Raw genomic sequence first — 24660 nt, 5'->3', positions numbered from 1 at the left:
AGATAGACGGGAAAGATCGTGACCGCTCGAATCACCACTCCGTTCACCGCGCAGTCCACCGCCGCCGAGGTCGTGGACGGCGTCGACCTCACCGGCCGCAGGGCCGTCGTCACCGGCGGCTCGTCCGGCATCGGCGTCGAGACGGCCCGCGCCCTCGCCGGGGCCGGCGCCGAGGTGACGCTCGCCGTGCGCGACCCCCGGGCGGGGGAGCGCGCCGCCGACGACATCGTCGCGGCCACCGGCAACAAGCAGGTCCTGGTCGCGCCGCTCGACCTCGCCGACCAGGCGTCCGTCGCGGCGTTCGCCGCCGCCTGGGACGGCCCGCTGCACATCCTGGTGAACAACGCCGGCATCATGGCCGCCCCCGAGACACGCACCCCGCAGGGCTACGAGCTGCAGTTCGCCACCAACCACCTCGGCCACTTCGCGCTCACCACCGCCCTGCACCCCCACCTGGCCGCCGCCGGCGGCGCCCGCGTGGTGTCGGTCAGCTCCGCCGCCCACCTGCGCTCCCCGGTGGTGTTCGACGACATCCACTTCCGCGAGCGGACCTACGAGCCGTGGCTCGCGTACGGCCAGTCCAAGGCGGCCAACGTGCTGTTCGCCGTGGAGGCCACCCGGCGCTGGGCGGGCGACGGCGTCACCGTCAACGCCCTGCACCCCGGCGGCATCCGCACCCGGCTCCAGCGTCACGTCACCGACGAGGAGCTCGACCGGGTGCGCGGCGCCACCCCTGGCAGCTTCTCGTGGAAGACCCCCGAGCAGGGCGCCGCCACCTCCGTCCTCGTCGCCACCTCGCCCCTGCTCGACGGCGTCGGCGGCCGGTACTTCGAGGACTGCGAGGAGGCCGTCCCCCACGAGCCCGGCACCCGCCGCGGCGTCGCCGCCTACGCCCTCGACCCCGAGGCCGCCGCCCTGCTCTGGCAGGTCTCGGTCGACACCCTGGCCTCCTGAGCACCACCCCGGGCCGCCGCCCCCCTCACCAGGGAGGCGGCGGCCGTCGCGTGTCCCGGGCGGGAAGTGGGTCTAGGCGAGTGACATATGTCGGGTTAAGTTCCTTACAAGATGAGTCGGGGTACGGCGGACCCCCGCTGAGCACTGTGGAGGCGTAGCGGCGCGGAAACCGATCACGTGACCGGGCCGCCGTCGCGGCGCCCTCCTGCTCCCGTCCGGCGGTCCCGGGCGGTGAACGGGTCCCGTCCCGTACGTCCCTGTCCCGCCGGAGGCGTCCCCACCCTGGGCGTCCTCGCGGCGTCACCCCCTCCCCACCCCAGAGGACTGGCATGAGATCACGTCTGACCACGCTCGTCTCGGCGCTGGCGCTGGCCCTGGTGGCCGTCGTGCCGGGTACGGCGGCCCCCGCCGCCGCGTTCGCGGCACCGGACATCCCGCTGGCCAACGTCAAGGCGCACCTGACCCAGTTGCAGAACATCGCGAACGCCAACGGCGGCAACCGCGCGCACGGACGCCCCGGCTACCTGGCCTCGGCCAACTACGTCAAGGGCCTGCTGGACGCCGCCGGGTACACCACCACGCTGCAGTCGTTCACCTACAACGGCGCCACCGGCTACAACGTCATCGCGGACTGGCCGGGCGGCGACCCCAACGACATCCTCATGGTGGGGGCGCACCTGGACAGCGTGACCGCGGGCCCCGGCATCAACGACAACGGCTCGGGCAGCGCCGCGATCCTGGAGACGGCCCTGGAGGTGTCGCGCCAGGCGCTGGCGCCGACCAAGCACCTGCGGTTCGCCTGGTGGGGCGCCGAGGAGCTCGGGCTGCGCGGCTCGACGTACTACGTGAACAACCTGCCGGCCACCGAGCAGGCCAAGATCAAGGGGTACTACAACTTCGACATGGTGGGCTCGCCCAACCCCGGGTACTTCCTCTACGACGGCGACAACTCCGACGGCGTGGGCTCGGGCCCCGGCCCGGCCGGGTCGGCCGAGCTGGAGCGGGTGCTGGCGGACTACTTCGCCTCCATCGGCGTGCCCACCCGCGGCACCGACTTCGACGGCCGGTCCGACTACGGGCCGTTCATCTCCCGCGGCATCCCGGCCGGCGGCACGTTCACCGGCGCCGAGGGCGTCAAGTCCAGCGCGCAGGCCACGTTGTGGGGCGGCACCGCCGGGCAGGCGTTCGACCAGTGCTACCACCGGGCGTGCGACACCACGTCCAACATCAACGACACCGCGCTGAACCGCAACGCCGACGCCATCGCCTACGCGGTGTGGACCGTCGCCGCCACGCCCCCGCCCGTCGTGGTGTGGCAGGACACCTTCGAGGCCGCCAACGGCTGGACGGTCAACCCCTCCGGCACCGACACCGCGACCACCGGCCAGTGGGAGCGCGGCGACCCCGAGGCCACCAGCTCCAGCGGCACCAAGCAGCTCGGCACCACCGTCAGCGGCACCAACGACCTGGTGACCGGGCGCCTCGCCGGGGCCTCCGCCGGTGACCATGACGTGGACGGCGGCGTCACCAGCATCCAGTCCCCGGCGATCACGCTGCCGTCGGGCTCCCCGCTGCGGCTCTCCCTGTCGTGGTACCTGGCCCACGGCAGCAACTCCTCCAGCGCCGACTACCTGCGGGTCCGCGTCGTCGGCACGAGCACCGTCGTCGTGCTGAACCAGGCGGGCGCCGCCGCCAACCGCGACGGCTCCTGGAGCTCCTCCTCGGCCGACATCAGCTCCCTGGCCGGCCAGACCGTCCGGGTGGTGATCGACGTCGCCGACGCCTCGACCGCGAGCCTGGTGGAGGCCGGCGTCGACGACGTCCGCGTCACCCGCTAGCCGGTCGTGCCCGGGGACGGGACGCCGCAAGCGTTCCGTCCCCGGCTCACCGGGACGGGCCGGGACGGTTGGGACCATGCCGTGACCACTTGCCGCCCGGAAGTGACCGATGGGCCGCTACCGTTGACGAGGTGGAGGAGATCGATCGCCGAATCGTGACGCTGCTGGCGGCGGACGGGCGCATGAGCTTCACCGACCTGGCCAAGGAGACGGGCCTGTCGGTGTCCGCCGTCCACCAGCGGGTGCGGCGGCTGGAGAAGCGTGGCGTCATCCGCGGCTACGCGGCCCTCATCGACCACGACGCGATCGGCCTCCCGCTCACCGCCTTCGTGTCGATCAAGCCGATCGACCCCTCCGCGGCGGACGACGCCCCCGAGCGCCTCCAGTACCTCACGGCGGTGGAGGCCTGCCACAGCGTGGCGGGCGACGAGAGCTACATCCTCAAGGTCCGCGTGGAGTCGCCGATCGCCCTGGAGCACCTGCTCCAGCAGATCCGCGCCGCGGCCAACGTCTCCACCCGCACCACCATCGTCCTGAGCACCCCTTTCGAGCACCGCACCCCGGACCTGAACGCCGACCAGCCCTGACGCCCCCGTCGCCGGCACACCGCGGGGGAGCGGCTCACCCCGGGAGAGCGGCGGCGAACGCGGCCCGCACCCGTGCCTCCGCCTCGTCCGCACCACCAGACCCCGAGCGCCGCAGTTGCTCCAGTCCGAGCAGCGCGGCGCCCGCGACCGGCGGGTGGGCGGACACCACCAGTGTGGCGCGCGGTGCCCGCTCGGCGTACCGGCGGGCCACCAGACCGTCCAGCAGCGGGTCGCGCGCGGTCAGCACGCCGCCGCCCAGCACCACCTCGCAGGGGGTGTCCAGCATGCCGAGGCGCCGCAGCGCGGTCACGCCCATCAGCGCGACCTCCTCGGCCTGCCGTTCCACCAGCTCCCGCGCGATCGCGTCACCGGACGCGGCGGCGGCCAGCAGCGGCGGTACCAGGTCGTTGAGACGCCCGTACGCCAGCGAGCGGAAGTGCAGCCCGAGCACGACCTCCTCGGCGGTGCGGGTGCCGAACACCTCCCGCACCACGCCGAGCAGCGCGGTGCCTGGCCCGCGGCCGTCCTCGGCGCGCACCGCGTGCCACAGCACCTCCTCGCCGAGGCCGAGCCCGCCGCCCCAGTCGCCGCTGACCCGCCCGAGGGCGGGGAACCGCGCCGTGCGGCCGTCGGGGGCGACCGCCACCGCGTTGATCCCGGCCCCGCAGACCACGGCGGCGCCGTACGGGCGGCTGGTCCCGGCGCGCATCAGGGCGAAGGTGTCGTTGCCCACCACCGCCGTGCGGCCGTACCCGCGGGCGAGGATCTCGGCGCGCAGCGCGTCCTCCTCCACCGGCAGGTCGGCCCCGGCGACGTAGGCCGCGACGTGATCGGCGAACGGCGGCCGGGCGTCCGGGCCGAGCGCCCGCCGCACCGCGTCGAGCAGCACGTCGATGGCGGCGGGCACGCCTTCGCTCTGCGGCCGGAAGCCGCCGCCGACCCCGGTGGCCAGCACGGTGCCGTCCTCTGCGACCAGCGCCACCGCCGTCTTGCTGTTGCCGCCGTCCACCGCGAGCAGCGCCGTCATCGCCGGTCCTCCGTCGTGCCGCCGCCGTCCGTCGCGTGCGGCGCCGTCATCGCCCGGTCTCCGCCCACGGCAGGAACGGCCGGTTGGCCTCGATGAGCCGTCTGGCCAGCTCCGCCGACACCGACGCCTGCCCGATCAGCGGGTGCGCAAGCAGCGCGTCGGCCACCCGGTCCGTCCCGCCGCGCACCGCGGCCTCCAGCGCCAGGTCCTCGTACGCGGTGACGTGCGCGATGAGCCCGGCGTACAGCGGCGGCACCGGCGCGACCGGCAGGGCCGCGGCCCCGGCGGCGCCGACACGGGCGGGCACCTCGATGACCGCGTCGTCGGGCAGGAACGGCAGGGTGCCGTCGTTGCGCAGATTCACCACCTGCGTGTCGCCCCGGTCGCCGACGAGGGACGCGATGAGCGCCACCGCGGCCTCGGAGTAGAACGCGCCGCCGCGCCGCTCCAGCAGCTCGGGCTTGGTGTCCACCGCCGGGTCGGCGTACATGGCGAGCAGCGACTCCTCCAGCGCGGCCACCTGCCCGGCGCGCGAGGGGGTGACCCGCTGCTCGGCGACCACAGCGTCGTGCTCGTAGAAGTAGCGCAGATAGTAGGACGGCACGACGCCGAGGCGGCGGATGAGCTTCGCGGGCAGCCCGACGTCGCGGGCGATGTCCTCGCCGTGCTCGGCGAGCAGCCGCGGCAGCACGTCGGTCCCGTCCAGGTACACCGCGCGTTCCCAGGTCAGGTGGTTGAGGCCGACGTGCCCGAGGGAGATCCGCCCGGGGTCCACGCCGAGCGCGGCGGCGAAGCGCCGCTGGAAGCCGATCGCCACGTTGCACAGCCCGATGGCCCGGTGCCCGGCGCCGAGCAGCGCCCGGGTGACGATGCCGACGGGGTTGGTGAAGTCGACGATCCAGGCGTCCGGCGCGGCCTTGGCGACCCGTTCGGCGATGTCCAGCACCACCGGCACGGTGCGCAGCGCCTTGGCCAGCCCGCCCGCCCCCGTGGTCTCCTGCCCGACGCAGCCGCATTCCAGGGGCAGCGTCTCGTCCACCCCGCGCGCGGCCTGCCCGCCGACGCGCAGTTGCAGCAGCACGGCGGCCGCGCCCGCCGCGCCGTCCTCGACGGTGGTGGCGGTGCGTACGGCGGCCGGGTGGCCGGCCCGGGCCAGCATGCGGGCGGACATCGCCGACACCAGCGCCAGCCGCCGCTCGTCGGGGTCGATCAGCGTGATCTCCGTCAGCGGCAGCTCGTGCCGCAGGCGGGCGAACCCGTCGATCAGCTCGGGCGTGTAGGTCGAGCCACCGCCGACCACGGCCAGTTTCATGGGGCGTTCTTCCCTTCGGTGGGGTGTCGCGGTGATCTCAGGCGCCGGGGGAGGGGGATGCCGCGGGGCCCGGTACGGCGCCGAAGAGCTCGTCGCGGGTGGCGGCGAGGGCCAGGCCGAGGGCGCCGGTGAGCACCGGGTCGCCGTCGACGGCGGACAGGCGCACCGGCGGGCGGGGAAGTGTCAGCGCGTGCAGCTCGCGTTCGACGAGCGCGGCGAGGGTGGTGCCGCCGGCCAGCAGGGTGGCGCCGGTCAGCACCACCAGGCCCGGGTCGGCCACCGCGACGACGGGCGCCAGCCCGGTGGCGAGGCGCGCCGCCAGCTCGCCGAGCGCCGCCTCGGCCCGGCCGGCGCGCGGGCCTCCGCTCGCGGCGTCGCGCACGGCGGCCGCCACGGCGCGGGCGGGGTCGGTGCCGCGCAGCCCGTGGGAGCGCAGCAGCCTGAGCACGGCGGGCCCGCCGGCCAGCGACTGGAAGCCGTGGTCGCCGCGTTTGCCGGTGTCCCGCGCGGTGGGGGCGCCCGCGATGGGCATGTAGCCCACCTCGCCGGCGCCTCCGGTGGCGCCCCGGTGCAGCCGCCCGCCGAGCACCAGCGCCGCCCCGATCCCGTCGCCGGCCCACAGCAGCGCGAAGTCCTGGTGCCCCCGGGCCGCGCCGTGGGACCGTTCGGCCAGGGCGACCAGGTTGACGTCGTTCTCCACCTCCACGGGCACGCCGAGCGCGTCGCCGAGCGCCGCGACCAGCCCCGGGATGTGCCAGCCCGGCATGTGCGCGGCGTACCCGAGCCGCCCGGTGGCCGGGTCGATCGCCCCCTGGACGCCGATGACGACGCGCCGCGGCGCGGACGCCGCCACACCCGCCGCCGCGCAGGCACCGGCGACCGCGGCCCGCACCCGGCCCGCCACGTCCCCCGCGGCCCGCCCCGGCGTGGGCAGGCGGAACTCGCCGAGCACGCGCCCGGTGACGTCCGCGACGGCCGCCGCGATCCGTGCCGGCGTGACGTCCAGCGCGGCCACGTGCGCCGCGGCGGGGTTGATCCGGTACAGCTCGGCGGTGCGCCCCGGCAGCCCTTCGCGCATCCCGTCCGGCACCACCAGCCCCGCCTCGCGCAGCCGCGTCAGCAACTGCGAGGCCGTCGGCTTGGACAGCCCGGTGAGCGTCCCGAGCTCGGGCCGCGTCAGCGGCCCCCGCTCCAGCAGCAGCCACAACGCCGCCCGGTCGTTGATGACCCGCAGCAGGCTGGGCGTTCCCGGCACCGCGCTCGTGGTCATCGTCCCGCGCCTCCCTGCCCGCTCCCGTTGGTTAGGAAGGTTTCCTAACCCCGAATGCGCACCGTACCGCCTCGCGCCGTGGGACGCGCGGGCGGGGTCCTAGTACCAAAGAGACGCCCCGCGTGCCTGATCGGCGGATGTGCCGGCGCGGCCCCGCGGCCCAGGGTGGTGGCCATGACGCACAAGGATGTGACCGGCGGGGAGGCGCCCGTCGCGGCGCCCCGTGAGGGCTGGTTCCCGGGCCGGGGGATCGGCGGCGCGGCGCTGGTGCTGGGGCCGCTGCTCTGGGCGGCCGGGTTGCTGCTGCGGTACCTCGGGCTGCGCTCGGCGGGGTTCACCCCCGCGGAGCTGGAGTGGTTCGGCAGGCAGCCGTTCGCCGTCCACTCGCAGGTCGCCGCGTACGTGGAGAACCCCGGCACGGTGACCGCAGGGTACGCGTGTTTCGCCGCCGGGGCGCTGCTGCTGTGCCCCGCGTTCGTCACCCTGGCGCGGACGGTCGCGCTCCGGTGCCCGCGGCTCGCGGCGTGGGGCGGCACGCTGCTCGTCATCGCACTCTTCGCGCGGCTGTACCACGCCGGCGTCGAGCAGGCCGCGTTCGACCTGGCCGAGGCGCAGGGGCTGCGGCGTGCGGTGGACTTCGTGCTGTCGTCGTACGCGGACATCTCCTACGGGCCCTGGCGGGTGCCGGTCACGGCGTCGGCGTGCCAGTATCCGGGCATGGTGCTCCTGGCGATCGGGGCGTTCCGGTCGGGGACGTTCGGCCTGGCCCGCTGCGTGGCGCTGGTCATGGCGGGCGCGCTGTGGGGAGGGGTGCTCAAGGCCGCGGAGGTGAGCGACGTCGTCTGGGCCGCCGGTCTGTGCCTGGCCCTGGTGCCGCTCGGCGTACGGCTGCTGCGTGGCACGGCGCCCGAGCCGCGCGGCGGGTCGTCGCGCCTGCTGAGCTGGTGAGATGTCCTCCAGGGTGCAGGTGAGCAGGCTGCGGGCGGCGGTGCTGCCCGCCGCGGCCCTGTGCGCCGTCCTGCTGCCGCCCCACGGCTCTCCTGTCCTGGAGCCGCTCGCGGTGCCCTTCGTCGTGCGGGCCGCCGTGATCGCGCCCGTGGCGGCCGCGGCGGCGTGGGCCGTGCCGCGCCGCCCGTGGCCGCTGCTGCTCGTCGCGGTCGCCGACGCGCTGGTCTGGTCGCCGGGTTTCCTGCTGTCGCTCGCGTCATACGTCGCGGCGGTCGCGTGCCGGCGGTCCCGCCACGTGGCCGCGTACGCGGCGGTGGCCGCCCTGACGGCGGTGGTGCCGAGGCCGGGGGCGGAGATCTCCTCCTCTCTTGGTGCCGTCCCCTTGTTCGTCGGCCTGCCGCTCGCCGCCGGCCTGTGGGTGACGGCCCGGCGCCAGGCGATGGCCGCGCTGCGGGAACGCGCCGAACGGGTGGAGCGGGAGCAGGAGGCCCGTGCCGGGCGGGTCCGCGCGCAGGAACGCGCCCGTATCGCGCGGGACATGCACGACGTGGTGGCGCACCGGATCTCACTGGTGGTGCTGCGGGCCGGGGCGCTGGAGATCAACGCCCCCGACGAGAGGACCGCGGCCGAGGCCGAGCTGATCCGTGCGACGGGCAAGGAGGCGCTCGCCGAGCTCCGGGCCGTCCTCGGGGTGCTCGGCCAGGACGACGGGGACGCCTTCCACCCCCAGCCGCTGCTCGCCGACCTCGACCGGCTGCTCGATCACTCCCGCTCGGCGGGCGTCCCTGTGGAGCGGCGTGACGAGGGCACGGCCGGCGCCCCGCCCGTCATGGTGCAGCACACCGTGTACCGGGTCGTCCAGGAGGCCCTCACCAACGTCCACAAGCACGCGGGACCGGCCGCGACCACGGTGGTGCTGCGTCACCTCCCCGGGGCGCTGGAGGTCACCGTGCGGAACGCCGCGCCGGGGTGCGCGCCGCCCGCCGTCCCCGGCGGCGGGACCGGCCTCATCGGGCTGCGCGAGCGGGTGGAGCTGCTCGGCGGCGAGTTCGCCGCCGGCCCGGAGCCGGACGGCGGGTTCGTGGTCCGTGCGAGGCTGTGCACGTGATCCGGGTGGCGGTCGCCGACGACGAGGCGCTGGTGCGCACGGGCCTGCGCATGATCCTTGAGGCCGCCGGCGACATCGAGGTGGTCGCCGAGGCCGCGAGCGGGACCGAGGCGGTGGACGTGGCCGGCCGTCTCCACCCGCAGGTGATGCTGATGGACGTGCGGATGCCCGGCATGGACGGGATGGCCGCGCTCACGGAGATCAACCGCGGCCCCGCGCCGCCCAGGGTGGTCATGCTCACCACCTTCGACCGCGACGAGTACGTCCACGCCGCCCTGCGCGCCGGGGCCGCGGGATTCCTGCTGAAGGACACCGCTCCCCGCGATCTGATCGCCGCCGTCCGCGCGGTGGCCGGCGGCGGCGCCATGTTGTCGCCCGCGGTGACCAGGCGGCTGATCGACGCCTTCGCCGGGCGGGAGGAGGCCACGGACGCACGGGCCGCGCGGGCGCGCCTGGCCGTGCTCACCGGCCGCGAACGGCAGGTCGTGCGGGCCGTGGCGCGCGGGTTGTCCAACGCCGAGATCGCCCGCGAGCTGGCCATGAGCGAGACCACGGTCAAGGCGCACGTCAGCCGTTCGCTCACCAAACTGGGGCTGGCCAACCGTGTGCAGATCGCCCTGCTCGTCCGTGATGCCCGCTAGACGAGGGCCGTAAAATGCGAAAACGCCGCCTCGGGGGGCGGCGCACGGCAAGAGGATCAGGGGCCCGATCTGTTATTCTGTGGGCTCTCACCACATGTGTCACAGATGATTACATTTGAAAAATAAGCCCGGAGCGTCCCATTACTACCAATAATAACGAGGCCCCGCCTGCCCGTCAACTCGAGCTCGTCAAGGAGCAGCGGTACCTCACCCGCCTGTACCAGCGGCTCGACCTGCTGCGTGAGCGCACCCGCGCGCAGCTCGACGGCGTGCTGGCCCAGGGCGGCGGCGGCACCCACCAGAACCGCTCCGAGCGCGACTCGTTCGCCGGGATGTACGCCGAGCGGTTGTCGCGGCTGTGGGCGGTGGAGAACGGCCTGTGCTTCGGGCGGCTGGACCTCGCCGGCGAGAAACCGCTGTACATCGGGCGCATCGGCATGGCCGACGACGACCAGGCCCGCCTGCTCATCGACTGGCGCGCCCCGGTCGCCCAGCCGTTCTACCGGGCCACCCCCGCCAGCCCGATGGGGGTCACCCGCCGCCGCCACCTGCGCACCCGCGGCCGCCGTGTCCTCGGCGTGGACGACGACCTGTTCGACCTGGACCGGCTCACCGACGCCGACCGCGCCACCCTCAACGGCGAGGCCGCCCTGCTGGCCGCGCTCGGCGAGAAGCGCACCGGGCGCATGCGCGACATCGTGGCCACCATCCAGGCCGAGCAGGACCGCATCATCCGGGGCGACCTGAACGGCGTGCTGGTCGTGCAGGGCGGCCCCGGCACCGGCAAGACCGTGGTGGCGCTGCACCGCGCCGCGTACCTGCTGTACACCCACCGCGAGCGGCTGGCCCGCCGCGGCATCCTCATCCTCGGCCCGAACCCCACGTTCCTGCGCTACATCGAGCAGGTGCTGCCCTCGCTGGGCGAGACCGACGTGCTGCTGTCCACCGTCGCCGACCTGTACCCCGGCGTGACCGCCCGCGCCCGCGAGAGCGCCGAGGCGGCCGTGCTGAAGGGCTCGGCCCGCATGGCCGACGTGATCGCCAGGGCGGTGCGCGAGCGCCAGCGCATGCCGCGCCGGCCGATCGACATCGACCTCGGCGACCACACCCTGCGCCTGGACCCGCGCACCCTGGAGGCCGCCGCCTCCCGCGCCTCCCGGGGCCGCCGCCCGCACAACCAGGCCCGCGCGGCGTTCGTCCGCCACATCCTGTCCACCCTGGCCAAACAGTCCGCCAAGCAGCTCGGCCGCGGCCTGCTGGACGAGGAGGAGCTCGCCGACCTGCGCGAGGAGCTGCGCACCGAGCCCGCGGTCAAGAGCGCGCTGAACCGCCTGTGGCCCTACCTCACCCCGCAGCGGCTGCTGATCGGCCTGTTCGCCTCCACCGAGCGCATGGCGTACGCGGGGCTGCGGCCGGAGGAGCGGGAGATCCTGTTCCGCGAGCCGCCGCGCGACGCCGCGGGCCACTGGACCGAGGCGGACGTGCCGCTGCTGGACGAGGCCGCCGAGCTGCTCGGCGACATCGACCCCGCCGTGCTGCGCGCCGCCGCGCTGCAGGCCGAGGAGGACCTGGCCGCCGCCCGCCGCGCCGAGGAGGCCGAGCGGCTGTCGGAGATCGCCTACGCCCGCGAGGTGCTGGAGCTGACCGGCATGGCCGGCATGGTGGACGCCGAGCGCCTCGCCGCCCGGCACCGCGGCGACGGCGAGCACCTGACCACCGCCGAGCGGGCCGCCGCCGACCGCACCTGGGCGTACGGGCACGTCATCGTGGACGAGGCGCAGGAGCTGTCGGCGATGGCCTGGCGCATGCTGATGCGCCGCAGCCCCAACCGGTCGATGACCGTGGTCGGCGACATCGCCCAGACCGGTACCGCCGCCGGGGCCGCGTCCTGGGCCGAGATGCTCGACCCGCACGCCGCCGGGCGGTGGCGGGTGGAGACCCTCACCGTCAACTACCGCACCCCCGCCGAGCTGATGGCGGTCGCCGCCGACGCGCTCACCCTGGTCGGGCCGTCCCTGAAGGCCCCCGCGTCGGTGCGCGAGACCGGCGTGCGGCCCTGGTCGCGGCGCGTCCCAGGGCCGGACGAGCTGGCCGGGGTGGTGGCCGGGCAGGTCGTGCCCGGCGGGCGGCTCGCCGTGATCGTGCCGGCCGCGCACGCGGAGCGGCTCGGCGCGGCGATCACCGCCGCGGTGCCCGGCGCGGTGGCCGGCGCGGTGGCCGGGCCGGGCGCGTCCGCGCTGGAGGCCCCGGTCGCGGTGCTGACCGTCACCGAGGCCAAGGGCCTGGAGTTCGACACCGTGATCGTGGCGGAGCCGGCCGAGATCCTCGCCGGTTCGCCCCGCGGCGCCGGGGACCTTTACGTGGCGCTGACCCGGGCGACCGGGGCACTCGGCATCGTGCACACCGGCGAGCTTCCGGCCGTGCTGTCGCGCTGCGCAGGGCTTCCCGCGGGCCGGCCGGGCGGCTGAACCGAGCGAGCGACCGGCCGGTTCGGTGCCGTCGTGCCCCGGGGGACATCGGTCCACATGACGGCATTGACGGCACTCACGTCTCCCTTGTCTAGCTGCGAAAACTTGGTGTTCTCGCTGATCGGGACACGGTTGACATCTGAGCTGAGGTCGGTAATTTGCTGGACAGTCCAGCACGGGACTGCCGGTTGGCCGTCTACAGACATCGTCGGGTTCTGCGGCATGACGGGGCACGGCTCCGATCGCTCAGCCAGTCGCAGCGCCGTCGGTCCGTCGAGTCGGGGCACCCCAGCCGGATGGGGGGTTGGACCCGGGAAGGGCCCGGATACCCAGTAGACAACGGAATTCCGCGCTCGCCGCCGACGGGACGGATCCGGTCCGAAGGGTCGTCCGGGCCCTCTTCCCGTCCCGTGCCGCACCTCGCGGCGTGATCCCTGGCCCCCCAGGCACCGGGGGAGATCCAGGGATCACCATGCGTGACCGCCGCGCCCCCGGGGCAGGGGGCTCCGGCGCGCCGCGCCACGCGGGCGGTTGGAGCCCGCGCGTGCGGACGGTAGCGTTCGTTGGTCACCGCACGATCCGCGAGTGGAGAACGAAGGCCACGTGGCCCAGCCAACGGTGCAGCACCATGACCTGCGGGCGCCCGCCGTCGCCGGCGCCTCCCCGAGCCGTGCCCGGCTGCGGCCGGCGGCCGCCGTCGCGGGCGGTCTGCTGCTGTATGTTTCATTCCCGCCGATCGGTCTGTGGTTCCTCGGCCCGGCCGGTGTCGCACTGCTCACACTCGCCGCCCGCGGCGCGACGGCCCGGCGCGCCGCGTGGCTCGGCTACCTCGGCGGCGCGGCCTTCCTGCTGCCCGCCCTGGCGTGGGTGCGGCCCATCGGGTACGACGCCTGGCTGATCCTGGTCGCCGTGGAGTGCCTGTACTTCGGCGCCGTCTCGGCGGGCACGGCCCTGGTGACGCGGCTGCGGTGGCCGGCGCTGTGGGTGGCCGCGCTGTGGGTGGCGCAGGAGTGGGCGCGCGGCCGGTTCCCCGTCGGGGGCTTCCCGTGGGTGCGCCTGGCCTTCGCCCAGGGCGAGTCCCCGTTCACGCCGTACGCGGCCCTCGGCGGCGCCCCCCTGGTCACCTTCGCCGTCGCCCTGAGCGGCGCCCTGCTCGCCGCGGCGGCCCTGCGCCTCGCCCGTTCCCGCGCCGCCGCCCGGCGGCCCGGCCCGGCGGCCCCCGGGGACGCCGAGCCCGCTGCGGCTCCCGCCGTCCCGTCCCTCCCCGTGCCCGCTGCGGTCGCCGCCGGCCCGCTCCGCGCCGTGCCCGCAGGGGCTCTTGCCGTCCCGTCCGCCGCCGTGCCCGCGGGGGTGCCCACGGGCCCGCTCCGTGCCGTGCCGCGCGCGGCCGCGCTGCTGCTGGCGGGGGCGGTGGCCGTCCCGCTGCTCGGGTACGCCGTGCCCCGGCCCGCCGCCGAGGGGGGCCGCGTCATCCGGGTCGGCGTGGTGCAGGGGGACGTGCCGGGGGAGGGCATGGGGTTCCTCGGCGACCGGCCGGCCGTGGTGCTCGGCAACCACGCCCGCGTCACCCACGAGATGGCCGCCGACGTGCGGGCCGGGCGCCTGCCCCGCCCCGACATCGTGATCTGGCCGGAGAACTCCACCGACATCGACCCCTACCGCAGCGCGTACGCCCGGGGGGTCATCGACGCCGCCGTGCGCGACATCGGCGTGCCGGTGCTGGTGGGCGCCGTCGTGGTCACCCCCGACCGCGAGCACCGCCACACCCGCGCCATCGTGTGGGACCCGGCGGCGGGCCCCGGCGCGTACTACGACAAGCGCCAGCTCGTACCGTTCGGGGAGTACGTCCCGTACCGGGAGCTGCTGGAGACGTTCATCGCGCGGGTGAGTCTCGTCGGGCTGCAGTCGCTGCCGGGCGACCGTCCCGGAGCCCTGCCCATGGGCCCGGTCACGGTTGGCGCCGTCTCGTGCTACGAGGTCGCGTTCGACGACATCGTGCGCAGCACCGTGCGGGCGGGCGGCACCCCGCTGGCGGTGCAGACCAACAACGCCACCTACGCCCTCACCGGACTGCCGCCGCAGCAGCTCGCCATGTCGCAGCTACGCGCGGTGGAGCACGACCGGGCGGTGGTCATCGCGGCCACCACCGGCATCTCGGCCTTCGTCGACCACACCGGGAAGATCCGCTGGCGCAGCGCCGAGAAGGTCACCGCCAAGGCGGTGCTCGACGTCCAGGTCCGCACCGGTCAGACCCTGGCGACCCGCCTCGGGCCGCTGCCGGAGTGGATCCTGCTGCTGGCCGGTGTCGGCGCCCTCGGCGCCGCCCTGGCCCGGCGCCGCGCCCCGCGCCCCAAGGACACCACCGGAGGAGAGGACGCGTGATGGACCGGACCCTCGGACGGGTGCTCGTCATCGTGCCCACCTACAACGAACGGGAGAATCTCCCGGTGATCGTGGCCCGGCTGCGCACGGCCGTGCCCGAGGCCCACCTGCTGGTCGCCGACGACAACAGTCCCGACGGCACGGGTGAGATCGCCGACGAGCTGGCCGACGCCGACGACCACGTGCACGTCCTGCACCGCCCGGCCAAGCAGGGCCTCGGCGCCGCCTACATCGCCGGGTTCGCCTGGGGCCTGGCCGAGGGCTTCGACGTGCTGGTCGAGATGGACGCCGACGGCTCGCACAGCCCCGAGCAGCTCCCCGCCCTGCTGGACGCCCTCGCCGAGGGCGCCGACCTGGTCATCGGGTCACGCTGGGTGCGCGGCGGCAAGGTGCTCAACTGGCCGGCGCGGCGCGAGTTCCTGTCCCGCGGCGCCAACACCTACGCCCGGATCGTGCTCGGCGTGCCGGTGCGCGACACCACGGCGGGTTTCCGCGCCTACCGGGCCTCCACGCTGGAGAAGATCGGCCTGAGCGACGTGCAGTCCGAGGGCTACTGCTTCCAGGTGGACCTCACGCTGCGCACCATCCGCAACGACCTGCGCGTCACCGAGGTGCCCATCACCTTCACCGACCGCACGGTCGGGGCCAGCAAGATGAGCCGCGCCATCGTCGCCGAGGCCCTGTGGCGGGTCACGCTGTGGGGTGTCGCCGGGCTGCCCCGCAGGTTACGCCGTTCCCGATGAATCCGGCGGGGCGCCGCACCGGGGGTGCCGCCGGTTTCCTCGTGCTCGCCGGCTCCGGCGGGAACCGCCCGGCGTGGCCCGGCGTTGTACTAGCCGAGTGAAGGTGAGGCCATGCTGCGCGTAGTGCTCTTTCTGGCGTTCCTGATCGTGCCGGTCCTGGAGATCTGGGTGCTGATCCAGATCGGCCAGGTCATCGGCGGCTGGCAGACCGTCGGCCTGCTGATCCTGGACAGCCTGCTCGGCGCCTGGCTGGTGCGCCGCGAGGGCCGCCGTGCCTGGCGCGGGCTGCAACAGGCCCTCCAGTCCGGCCGCATGCCCGACCGTGAGCTGGCCGACGGCGCCCTCATCGTCGCCGGCGGCGCGCTGCTGCTCACGCCCGGCTTCCTGACCGACCTCGTGGGCTTCTTCTGCGTCCTGCCCTTCACCCGGCCGCTGGCCCGCCGTGCCCTGTCGTGGTTCCTCGGCCGCCGCGTCCGCCTGCTGACCGCGGGCACCCCTTACGGCATGATGTTCCCCGGCGGCGGCTCCGGCGCCCGCCGTCCCGACGGCGGCCGTGTCGTCTCCGGACAGGTGATCGACGACCCCGCCCCCGAGGACGCGCGGCCCGTGCCGCGCCGTCCCGCGGACTCCTGACGTCCTGTCCGGGCGCCGGCTCGCGGTCACGGTGCGGGCCCACGTTAAGCAACCCGAGTTGACTGGAGCCGTGTAGTCAACTACGGTTGCTTACATGTCCGATGCCGAGTCACCCGTTCCCGCGGATCCCGCCGACGCGCTGGCCGCCGTGGCCGCGCTCCGGCGGCTGGCGGACAGGATCGAGGACGCCGCCGTCGAGCAGGCGATGCGGGCGGGGTGGAGCTGGCCGCAGGTCGCCGAGGCCCTCGGCGTGACACGTCAGGCGGTGCACAAGAAGCACGCCAGACGGCTCATCGACGCGGGTGTGAAGCTCAGGAGGCGCTGACCATGGCGGTCATCGACGAGTACATCAACACGATCGTCGAGCGGGGCGGGCACGACGCCCGGCACGACGGGTCGGAGACGATCGAGGCGCACCACCTGCTGCTGGCGATCGCCGCCGAGGGCGACGCGGCCTCCCGCGAGGTCCTGACGTCCGCCGGGCTGGACCACCGGGCCGTACGGGACGCGCTGGACCGCGAGTTCGAGCACAGCCTCAACGCGGCCGGCGTCTCCGCGGGCACCTTCCGCCTGCCGCCGCCGAGCCCCGCGGGCACCCCGCCGGCCAAGCTCGGCGCCTCGGCCAGACTGGCCCTGGAACGCGGCTTCTCGAGCGTCTCCCGCAAGAAGGACCTGCGCCCCGGGCACCTTTTGCTCGGCATCCTGCGGGCCGAGGCCGGCACCGTCCCCCGGGCTCTCGCTCTGGCCGGTGTCGATCGCGACGACCTGATCACCCGCCTCAGGAGCACCCTCCCCGCCGCGGACGCCTGACGCCGGCCCGCCCCACGAGGGACCCCGGCCGGCCGAGGAAGGCCACCGGGCATGAAAAAGGCGCCCGCGGGCCACTTCCGTGGCCCGCGCACGCCGGTCGGTTCTGACGGTCAGGTGGTCAGGCGCTCTTGCGCCGTTGAGCCCGAAGGATGGCCAGCCGCTCGTTCAACACCTCTTCGAGGTCTTCGATCGTGCGACGCTCCAGCAGCATGTCCCAATGTGTGCGCGGCGGCTTCGCCTTCTTCTGCTGGGGCTGCTCGGCGTCGACCCGCAGCGCCGTGGCGCCGCAGCTGCGGCACTCCCACGTCGCCGGGATCTCCGCCTCGGCGGCGAGGGGCACATCGAACCGGTGGCCCTTCGGGCAGGTGTAGGGCACCTCCTGGCGTGGCGCCAGATCGGTGTTGCGGTCGTTCTCGTAGCTGGTGGCTCCGAGCCGGGTACCGCGAAGTGCACGCTCGCCCATGTTTCAATGCCTCCTGAGGGCCCCATCTGTGAGGGGTGGGTCTCCACGGCTTACAACGCTTGATACCGTGGATGGATTCCCACCCTTGGGGTGATCCAATCGCGCTTTTCGCGCCCTCCTGCGCGGCGCTCGCCCGATCCGTCCCCTCTCAACGGCCCCAAGCGGACGGCTGTTCCCGTCCGTCCAGGTGGTCACAGGTGAGCGGGCACCTCGTTGCCCGCCTCACGCACCGCGCGCGGCAGGTTGACGATCAGCAGCAGCACGAAACCGACCACGAAGAAGATCACCAGGGACAGGATGGCCGTGCGGTAGCTGCCGGTGATCTGCAGCGCCATGGTCAGGGTGAGCGACCCGAGGAACGCCGACCCCTTGTCGCTGACCTCGTACAGGCTGAAGTACTCCGCCTCCTTGCCCGCCGGGATCACCAGCGAGTACAGCGACCGCGACAGCGCCTGCGTGCCGCCGAGCACGATCGCGATCAGGAAGGCGATGGCGTAGAACTGCACCTCCGCGCCGGCCTGCAGGAAGTACGCCACCGCGACCACGGCCGTCCACACCACCAGGCTGGCCAGCACGGTGCGTTTGGTGCCGAACCGGAACGCCAGCCGCCCGAGCAGCAGCGCCCCGCCGAACGCCACGAACTGCACCATCAGGATCGCGGTGATCTGCGTGGTCTTGCCCAGCCCGAGCTCCTGGTCGGCGTAGGTCGCCGAGAACGAGATCACCGTCTGCACGCCGTCGTTGTAGATCAGGTAAGCCACCAGGAACAGCATGCTGCGCGGGTAGCGCCGCAGCCCCGCGATGGTGCGGCCGAGCTGACGGAAGCTGCCGATCACGGCCTGGCCGGGCGTGGCGTCGTGCGTGGCGACCGGGCGGTTGCGCAGCCGCAGCAGCGGGATCACGGTGAACACCGCCCACCACAGGCCCGCCGAGGCCAGGCTGATGCGCACCGCGAGGCCCTCCTCGACCCCGCTGCCCTGGTACAGGAACAGGTTGACCGCCAGCAGCAGGAAACCGCCGAGGTAGCCGAACCCCCAGCCGCGTGAGGACACCGTGTCGCGCTCCTCGGCCCCGGCGATCTGCGGCAGGAACGAGTTGTACACCACCATCGCCGCGCCGAACGCCACGTTGGCCACGATGAACAGCACGCCGCCGAGCACGTACGCCTGGCCGTCCACGAAGTAGAAACCGAGGGTGGCCGCCGCGCCGAGGTAGGCGAACAGGCCGAGCAGCTCACGTTTGCGGCCGGTGTGGTCGGCCAGCGCCCCCGCGATCGGCATCACGACGATCTGCAGGACCACCGAGATGGAGACGATCGCCGAGAAGTAGGCCGTGGCCCGGAAGTCGAACCCGAGGAAGGGCACGAAGCCGTTCTCCCCGCCCGCGGCGTTCTCGGCCAGCGTGGTCAGGTACGGCCCGAGGAACACGGTGATCACCGTGGTCTGGAACCCGGAGTTGGCGAAGTCGTACCAGTACCAGCCGCGCTGCTCGCGCCGGCGCGCCGTCGGTGTCTCCTCGGCGAGGACGGGGGTGCTCATCGGTTCTCCTGGCCTTCCTGGCCTTGGCGGGGGCGTCACGGGGGGAGGGGCGGTCAGGCGCTGCGGCCAGGGGCACCGAGGCGCAGGAGGGTCACGCGCGGGCCGCGGGGGTGTGGGGGTGCCACTGGCCGCGGGCGCTGAGGACGTCGCGCAGGCCGGAGATGTTGTCGGTCATGATGCCGTCCACACCGATGTCCAGCAGGTCCTCCATGACGCGGGGGTCGTTGACCGTCCACACGTGCACCTGCATGCCGAGGGCGTGGGCGGTGCGCACCAGGGCGCGGCTGGCGACCCGGACGCCGCGGAACCCGACGGGGATCTGCGCGCAGGGCACCCCGAGGCGGGTCAGGCCGCCGAGCAGCCGGCCGTAGCCCGAGCCCATGGCGGCGGCGCGCAGCCGGGCCACGCCGCGCGGCCCGAGCGCCGAGCACACCGGGCGGCCGACGGCCATGCGGGCCCGCGCGAGCCGCATGTCGGAGAACGAGGTCAGGCAGACGCGGTCGTAGGAGGCGGTGCGGCGGATCGCCTCGGCCAGCGGGCCGATCGCCGGGGCCTCCTTGACGTCGATGTTCACCCGGACGTCCGGCCAGGTGCCGAGGACGTCCTCCAGCAGCGGGATCTCCTCCACGCCGCCGATCAGGGCCCGGCGCACCTCGCGGTAGGGCAGGGCGGCGACCCGGCCGCCCCGGTCGGTGACACGGTCCAAGGTGTGGTCGTGGAAGGCGAGCAGCACGCCGTCGGCCGTGGCGTGGGCGTCGGTCTCCAGGTAGGCGTACCCGAGCTCGACGGCCCGGGAGAACGCGGCCATGGTGTTCTCCCTGCCCTCGGCGGCCCCGCCCCGGTGGGCGAAGGCCAGCGGCCCCGGGTGGTCGAGGAACGGATAACGCTGCTGCACGACCGTGAGTATCCCGCTTCCACCCCCGCTCCGTCACTTCACGCGGATGAACATTTGGGTCACGAACCACCCAACCGCCGCTCCTATGACCGCGGTCCTCCGTAGGGGGACGCCGCCCGCATCGTCACAGGTGACGGCGGCGCCGTCCGGTGTTCTCCAGACCGGGCCACCGCCGCCGGCGGCCTCCCCGGACACGCCCGCACCCTGCTCCCGCGCACCGTCCTCACCGGGCACGAGAGCGGCACCTCGGCGCGGCCCCGCATGATCCGGCGCGGCCCCGCGTGATCCGGCGTTCCACGCCGGGTGCCCTAACCTTGCGCGCCGGTCCCGGCGGCGGCCCATTCCTGGCGGCGGGTCTCGGCCAGCACGATGGCGGCGGCGACGCCCACGTTGAACGAGCCGACCCGGCCGACCTGCGGGATGTAGATCACCTCGTCGGCGGCCTGGAGCACGGCGGGGGAGCAGCCGTGGTCCTCGCTGCCGAGAACCAGGCAGACGTCGCGGTCCAGCCGCGCCTGGTGCAGCGGCACCGCGTCCCCGGTGAGCTCCACGGCGATCACGGTGTACCCGTCCTGCTTGGCCTCACGGACCGCGTCCAGCGCCGGGACGGCCTCCTCCCAGGGGACCAGCCGGTCGGTGCCGAGAGCGGTCTTCTGGACCTTGGGGTTGGTGGGCGGGGTGGAGTTCCCCGCCAGCCACATGCGTTCGGCGCCGAACGCGGCGGCGGTGCGGAAGATCGAGCCCACGTTGAACGGCCCGGTGACCGACTCCAGGATCACCGACAGCCGTTTCTCCGTGCCGCGGCGCCAGGTGCGGTTGAGCCGCTTGACGTCGGTCTGCCGGAGCTGCCTGCGGGCTGGTGTGGTCATCGGCGTTCTCATCGTTCCTGGTCGGTGGAAGTGGGGGAGGACGGGCGTGCGGCGACCCGCAGCACGCGGTAGGCCGAGCGGGAGGTGACGCGGTCCGCCGGCCGGCCCTGCTCGGTGAGCCACCGTTGCAGGGAGTCGGCGCCGAGGTGCTTCTGCACCACCAGATACGCCGCACCGTCCGGCGTCAGCCGGTCCAGCCACCGGGTGAGCATGGCGTGCAGCGCGGTCTTGCCGATGCGGATCGCCGGGTTCGACCAGATCGCCGCGAACCGCAACTCCGGTGGTACCTCGGACACATGCAGTGACCTTACTTTGTCAAGGCCGGCGCTCGCGGCGTTCCGCGCACAGAGCTCCACCGCACGCCGATTGACATCCACCGCCCACACCGTCGCCGACGGGGCCCGGGAAGCCATGGTCAGCGCGATCGGCCCGTACCCGCACCCGAGGTCCAGCAGATCGCCGTCCTGCGGCGGCGGAGGAACGGTCTCCAGCAACACCCGTGTCCCCGGGTCCAGCCGCTCCGGCGAGAACATCCCGCTGTCGGTGGCCAGCCGCAGGTGCACATCGGCCAGCACCACATCGACCGTCCCCGGCCGCGCCGCCGTCCCCGGCCGCTCCTCGAAGTACTGCGCCCCCGCCTGCTTGGCCATCACGTGCACAGACGTTACCAACCCCCGCCCAGTGCCCGCGTCCCGCCGAGACCGCCCTTGCCGCCGTAGCGCGGCGCCGATTCCGCCGCACCGGATCCCGCCGTACCGGCGCCGAAGGGGGGGACCGGCGGGCGGCCGGGTCGGGGCCGCCCGTTCGTTCCTCGTTGGTCCCCCGGTCCCCGTCGGTTCTCTGTCGGTCCCTCATTCCCCGCTCGTCCGTCCGGTCCGTCCGCTCGTCCGCTCGTCCGCTCGTCCGCTCGTCCGCTCGTCCGTCCGGTCCGCTCGTCCGTCCGTTGGACGGCGGGTGGGGGTCAGGGGAGGCGGGCGCCGAGGAGGAGGGCGGCGGCGGCCACCAGGAGGCCTGCCAGGACGCCGGCGATGGTGAAGTACTGGCCGATTTCCTGGTGGACGATCCGGAAGCCCAGGGAGGTGCCGATCTGGCTGTAGACGTCGCGGAGTTGGTCGCTGGACTCGGCGGTGTAGGCGCGGCCGCCGGTGCCGTCGGCGAGGGACTGCAGGGTGGTCTTGTTCACGGGGACCTGTACGTCGCGGCCGTCGATGCTCACGGTGCCTTCTGGGGTGCCGTAGGCGATGGTGGACACCGGGATCTTGGCGCCCAGGGCCGCTTGGATCGCCTCGTTGACCGAGCGGCCGGAGGTGTTGTCGCCGTCGGAGAGCAGGACGATCGCGGACGGCGGCGGGTCGGTGACCGCGCGCTGGTCGAAGGAGCGGACGGCGTCCAGTGAGTTGAACACCGCTTCACCGATGGCGGTCCCGGGGCGGGTGGACAGGTTGCCGATGGCGGTGATCACCGCCAGGTGGTCGGTGGTGGGGGAGACCACCACCGCGGCGGAGCGGGCGAAGGCCACCAGGCCGACGTTGAACCGTTCCGGCAGGTCCTTGACGAACTGCTGCGCCGCCTGCTGGGCGGCGACCAGGCGGGTCGGGGTGACGTCCGCGGCTTCCATGGACAACGAGATGTCCACCGCCACGATGATGGTCGCCCGGTCCCGGGGCACCCGGGTGGCGTCGGCGGGCCGCGCGGCGGCCAGCACCAGCAGGCTCATCATGACCAGGAACAGCACGGCGGGCACGTGGCGGCGCCAGCCGGGGCGTTCGGGTGCCACGTAGCTCAGCAGCGCCAGGTTGGTGAACCGGACGGCGTAGCGCCGGCGGGCGAACTGCGCCGCGACGTACGCCGCGACGAGCAGCGCGAGCCCGGCGAACAGCCACAGCCATGCGGGAGACAGAAAGATCACGTGCCGGCCCTCCTGGTGGGATGCCGCGCTGCCAGATGGGCGGTGCGCCGGTGCCTGAGGGTGTACTGCGCGATGTCGTACACCCAGTCGCGGTCGGTGCGAAGCACCAGGTGGGCGGCGCCGCACCGGCGCAGCGCCACCCGGTTGGCCTCGCGCTGGCGTGCCGCCGCGTCGGCGTAGGCGCGGCGGATCTTCGGCGTGAGGTGGATCTGCCGGGTGTGCCCGGTCTCGGGGTCGGTCAGCGTGATCAGCCCGACGTCGGGCAGCTCCAGCTCACGCGGGTCGACGACCTCGACGGCCAGCACCTGGTGGCGGGCCGCGAGGCGGCGCATCGGACGCTCCCAGGTGCGCACGGCGTCCGGCTCCCCGCCGGGCCCGAGCTCCAGGAAGTCCGACACCACCACCCGCAGGCCGCGCCTGCGCCGCGCCGCGGCCAGCGTCTGGATCACCTCGCCCAACCGGGTGGGGCCGCCGGCGGGCAGGCCGCGCGGGGTGTCCATCAGCGCCGACAGCAGCGCGTACATGGCGGGCCGCCCGGTGCGCGCGCTCATGTGGTGCACCTGCTCGCCCTGGATGACGTACGCCCCGAAGCGGTCGCCGATGCGGGTGGTGAGGAACCCGAGTGCCCCCACCGCGGCGATCACCAGGTCGCGTTTCTCCATGTCGGCGGTGCCGAAGTCCATGCTGGGCGACAGGTCGGCCAGCACCCAGGTCTCCAGCTCGCGGTCGGCGATCAGGTCGCGTACGTGCGGCACCTGGGTGCGGGCGGTCACCGCCCAGTCCATGCGCCGCACGTCGTCCTCGCCCGGCACGTACATGCGGCTGTCGCCGGGCTCGCTGCCCGGCCCGGGCAGCAGGCCCTGGTGGCGGCCCTGCAGCAGGCCGTCCAGGCGCCGTACCACGGTGAGCTCCAGCCGCCGCAGGGCGTGCTCGGGGCCGTGCCCGCCGCCGGTGCCCTGCGGGCGTTCCACCTGCTCGGGTGGCTGCTTGGGCGGCGGCTGCGGGGGCTTGGCGTCGTCGGGGGCTTCGGCGGCGGTCACCGCTGCGCCTGGTTCCAGACCACCAGGGGCGGAGGCACCGACGCGAGGATCTGCCGCACCACCTCGTCGGGCTCCACACCGTCGGCCAGGGCGTCGAAGGTGAGCATGAGCCGGTGCCCGATGACGTCCACCGCGACGTCGCGCACGTCGTCGGGCAGCAGGTAGTCGCGGCCGCGCAGCAGGGCCAGGCCCCGGCCGGCCGACACCAGGCCGAGGGTGGCGCGGGGGCTCACCCCGATCTCGATGGCCTCCTCCAGGTGCCGCAGGCCGTACTCGGCGGGGGAGCGGGTCGCCATGACCAGCCGCACGACGTAGTCGGCGACGAGCTGGTGCACCGACACCTGGTCGGCGAGCTTCTGCAGCGCCATCAGCCGCTCGGGGTCGAGCACCCGGCCCGGCAGCGGCGGCGACACGCTCATGCGGTGCAGGATCTCCAGCTCCTCACCGGCGGTGGGGTGCCCGACGCGGACCTTGAACAGGAACCGGTCGCGCTGCACCTCCGGCAGCGGGTAGACGCCCTCGGACTCCACCGGGTTCTGGGTGGCCAGCACCACGAAGGGCTTGGGCAGCGGGTGGGTGCGGCCCGCCAGGGTGACCTGCCGCTCGGCCATGACCTCCAGCAGCGCCGACTGCACCTTGGCCGGGGCGCGGTTCACCTCGTCGGCGAGGACGACGTTGGCGAACACCGGCCCGAGCTCGATGTCGAAGCTCTCGCTGGAGGGGTGGTACACCCGGGTGCCGACGATGTCACTCGGCACCAGGTCGGGGGTGAACTGGATGCGGGCGAAGGTGCCGCCCACCACGGTGGCGAGCGTGGAGGCCGCCAGTGTCTTGGCGACACCCGGCACTCCTTCGAGCAGGCAGTGACCACGGGCGAGCAGCGCCACAAGCAGCCGCTCCACCATGTGGTCCTGGCCGACGATGACACGCCGGACCTCCGACAAGGCCTGCTGCAGCAGGCCGAGATCGGCGTCGGCGCCCTCCTCGGGCCCGCTTCCGCCACTGCGTTCTTCGGCAACGGTCATGCGGCCCATTCCATCAAACCGGAAGCAAAGGTGCACGGTACCGGCACGGTGCGCCGGGAGGATCCCCTCCGGGACCGGCGCCCTCGCACCGGCCCATGGCACCACGGACGACGTGCACAGCCCTCCCATGATGATCGACCCGGTGTAATGGCGAGGTAAGGCGCGCGGGCCGGGCGCGGGCGTGCCGCCGACGCGGTGAG

At 74.2% G+C, this 24660-nt stretch carries 23 protein-coding genes; 12 read left to right on the top strand and 11 right to left on the bottom strand.

The annotated features are described in order from the left end of the window. Positions 1-18 precede the first annotated feature (18 nt). The 3 genes from ABGB17_RS26480 to ABGB17_RS26470 all read left to right on the top strand — a co-directional run bounded on the left by ABGB17_RS26480 (position 19) and on the right by ABGB17_RS26470 (position 3379). Positions 19-954, top strand: a complete 936-nt coding sequence (locus ABGB17_RS26480; RefSeq protein WP_347634185.1) for an SDR family NAD(P)-dependent oxidoreductase — start codon at positions 19-21, stop codon at positions 952-954. A 329-nt stretch (positions 955-1283) separates the two neighbouring features. After that, positions 1284-2792: a M28 family metallopeptidase gene (locus tag ABGB17_RS26475; protein ID WP_347634183.1), complete on the top strand. Its 1509-nt coding sequence runs from the start codon at positions 1284-1286 to the stop codon at positions 2790-2792. A 131-nt stretch (positions 2793-2923) separates the two neighbouring features. Continuing rightward, the gene (locus ABGB17_RS26470; RefSeq protein WP_347634181.1) at positions 2924-3379 is read left to right on the top strand and encodes an Lrp/AsnC family transcriptional regulator; all 456 of its coding nucleotides are present in this window, start codon (positions 2924-2926) and stop codon (positions 3377-3379) included. A 34-nt stretch (positions 3380-3413) separates the two neighbouring features. Here the strand turns inward: ABGB17_RS26470 and ABGB17_RS26465 are convergent, their stop codons facing one another. The 3 genes from ABGB17_RS26465 to ABGB17_RS26455 are packed head-to-tail and all read right to left on the bottom strand — an operon-like array spanning position 3414 to position 6988. Then, positions 3414-4406, bottom strand: coding sequence for a BadF/BadG/BcrA/BcrD ATPase family protein (locus ABGB17_RS26465; protein ID WP_347634179.1), 993 nt, complete (start codon positions 4404-4406; stop codon positions 3414-3416). A gap of 46 nt (positions 4407-4452) precedes the next feature. After that, positions 4453-5718, bottom strand: coding sequence for a 6-phospho-beta-glucosidase (locus ABGB17_RS26460; RefSeq protein ID WP_347634177.1), 1266 nt, complete (start codon positions 5716-5718; stop codon positions 4453-4455). Positions 5719-5755: 37 nt separating this feature from the next. Then, on the bottom strand, positions 5756-6988 hold the full coding sequence (locus tag ABGB17_RS26455) for an ROK family transcriptional regulator (protein ID WP_347634175.1): 1233 nt from the start codon (positions 6986-6988) through the stop codon (positions 5756-5758). Between the two features lie 174 nt (positions 6989-7162). Here ABGB17_RS26455 and ABGB17_RS26450 point away from each other — a divergent pair, with 174 nt between their 5' ends. The 9 genes from ABGB17_RS26450 (at position 7163) to ABGB17_RS26410 (ending at position 16721) form a co-directional block, all read left to right on the top strand. Further along, complete coding sequence (locus ABGB17_RS26450; RefSeq protein ID WP_347634174.1) at positions 7163-7936, top strand: hypothetical protein; 774 nt, start codon at positions 7163-7165, stop codon at positions 7934-7936. A gap of 1 nt (position 7937) precedes the next feature. Then, positions 7938-9044 (top strand): histidine kinase, encoded by a 1107-nt coding sequence (locus ABGB17_RS26445; protein WP_347634172.1) that lies wholly within the window; start codon positions 7938-7940, stop codon positions 9042-9044. Beyond that, positions 9041-9685, top strand: a complete 645-nt coding sequence (locus ABGB17_RS26440; protein ID WP_347634170.1) for a response regulator transcription factor — start codon at positions 9041-9043, stop codon at positions 9683-9685. Before ABGB17_RS26445 ends, ABGB17_RS26440 begins: the two co-directional genes overlap by 4 nt. A 269-nt stretch (positions 9686-9954) precedes the next feature. Continuing rightward, on the top strand, positions 9955-12153 hold the full coding sequence (locus ABGB17_RS26435; RefSeq protein WP_347634168.1) for an ATP-binding domain-containing protein: 2199 nt from the start codon (positions 9955-9957) through the stop codon (positions 12151-12153). A gap of 585 nt (positions 12154-12738) precedes the next feature. Then, positions 12739-14535, top strand: coding sequence for an apolipoprotein N-acyltransferase (gene lnt / locus ABGB17_RS26430; protein WP_347634166.1), 1797 nt, complete (start codon positions 12739-12741; stop codon positions 14533-14535). Continuing rightward, positions 14535-15278, top strand: coding sequence for a polyprenol monophosphomannose synthase (locus ABGB17_RS26425; protein ID WP_347634260.1), 744 nt, complete (start codon positions 14535-14537; stop codon positions 15276-15278). Before lnt ends, ABGB17_RS26425 begins: the two co-directional genes overlap by 1 nt. 111 nt (positions 15279-15389) lie before the next feature. Beyond that, positions 15390-15911 (top strand): FxsA family protein, encoded by a 522-nt coding sequence (locus ABGB17_RS26420; protein WP_347634164.1) that lies wholly within the window; start codon positions 15390-15392, stop codon positions 15909-15911. Positions 15912-16005: 94 nt separating this feature from the next. Further along, a complete protein-coding gene (locus ABGB17_RS26415; protein ID WP_347634163.1) occupies positions 16006-16236 on the top strand; it encodes a hypothetical protein in 231 nt (76 codons plus the stop codon). Positions 16237-16238: 2 nt separating this feature from the next. Then, the gene (locus ABGB17_RS26410; protein ID WP_347634161.1) at positions 16239-16721 is read left to right on the top strand and encodes a Clp protease N-terminal domain-containing protein; all 483 of its coding nucleotides are present in this window, start codon (positions 16239-16241) and stop codon (positions 16719-16721) included. A gap of 118 nt (positions 16722-16839) precedes the next feature. On the opposite strand, the gene ABGB17_RS26405 is transcribed toward ABGB17_RS26410, so the two are convergent. The 8 genes from ABGB17_RS26405 to ABGB17_RS26370 form a co-directional block, all read right to left on the bottom strand. Further along, positions 16840-17184 (bottom strand): RNA polymerase-binding protein RbpA, encoded by a 345-nt coding sequence (locus ABGB17_RS26405; RefSeq protein WP_184981820.1) that lies wholly within the window; start codon positions 17182-17184, stop codon positions 16840-16842. 191 nt (positions 17185-17375) lie between these two features. Further along, on the bottom strand, positions 17376-18761 hold the full coding sequence (locus tag ABGB17_RS26400; RefSeq protein ID WP_347634159.1) for an MFS transporter: 1386 nt from the start codon (positions 18759-18761) through the stop codon (positions 17376-17378). Positions 18762-18813: 52 nt separating this feature from the next. Next, positions 18814-19617 (bottom strand): glycerophosphodiester phosphodiesterase, encoded by an 804-nt coding sequence (locus ABGB17_RS26395; protein WP_347634158.1) that lies wholly within the window; start codon positions 19615-19617, stop codon positions 18814-18816. A 308-nt stretch (positions 19618-19925) separates the two neighbouring features. Continuing rightward, entirely contained in the window at positions 19926-20486 is a 561-nt protein-coding gene (locus ABGB17_RS26390; protein WP_347634157.1) for an RNA methyltransferase, read from the bottom strand. Between the two features lie 8 nt (positions 20487-20494). Beyond that, positions 20495-21136, bottom strand: a complete 642-nt coding sequence (locus ABGB17_RS26385) for a methyltransferase (protein ID WP_347634258.1) — start codon at positions 21134-21136, stop codon at positions 20495-20497. A gap of 311 nt (positions 21137-21447) precedes the next feature. After that, complete coding sequence (locus ABGB17_RS26380) at positions 21448-22395, bottom strand: VWA domain-containing protein (protein ID WP_347634155.1); 948 nt, start codon at positions 22393-22395, stop codon at positions 21448-21450. After that, positions 22392-23366, bottom strand: a complete 975-nt coding sequence (locus ABGB17_RS26375; protein WP_347634256.1) for a DUF58 domain-containing protein — start codon at positions 23364-23366, stop codon at positions 22392-22394. The genes ABGB17_RS26380 and ABGB17_RS26375 overlap by 4 nt, the downstream gene beginning before the upstream one ends. A gap of 65 nt (positions 23367-23431) precedes the next feature. Beyond that, positions 23432-24460: an AAA family ATPase gene (locus tag ABGB17_RS26370; protein ID WP_347634153.1), complete on the bottom strand. Its 1029-nt coding sequence runs from the start codon at positions 24458-24460 to the stop codon at positions 23432-23434. Positions 24461-24660: the final 200 nt, after the last annotated feature.

The organism is Sphaerisporangium sp. B11E5 (genome assembly GCF_039871875.1).
Taxonomy (GTDB): domain Bacteria; phylum Actinomycetota; class Actinomycetes; order Streptosporangiales; family Streptosporangiaceae; genus Sphaerisporangium.
The sequence above is the reverse complement of the archived record's forward strand: the minus strand, read 5'-3'. Positions and strand labels throughout refer to the sequence as shown.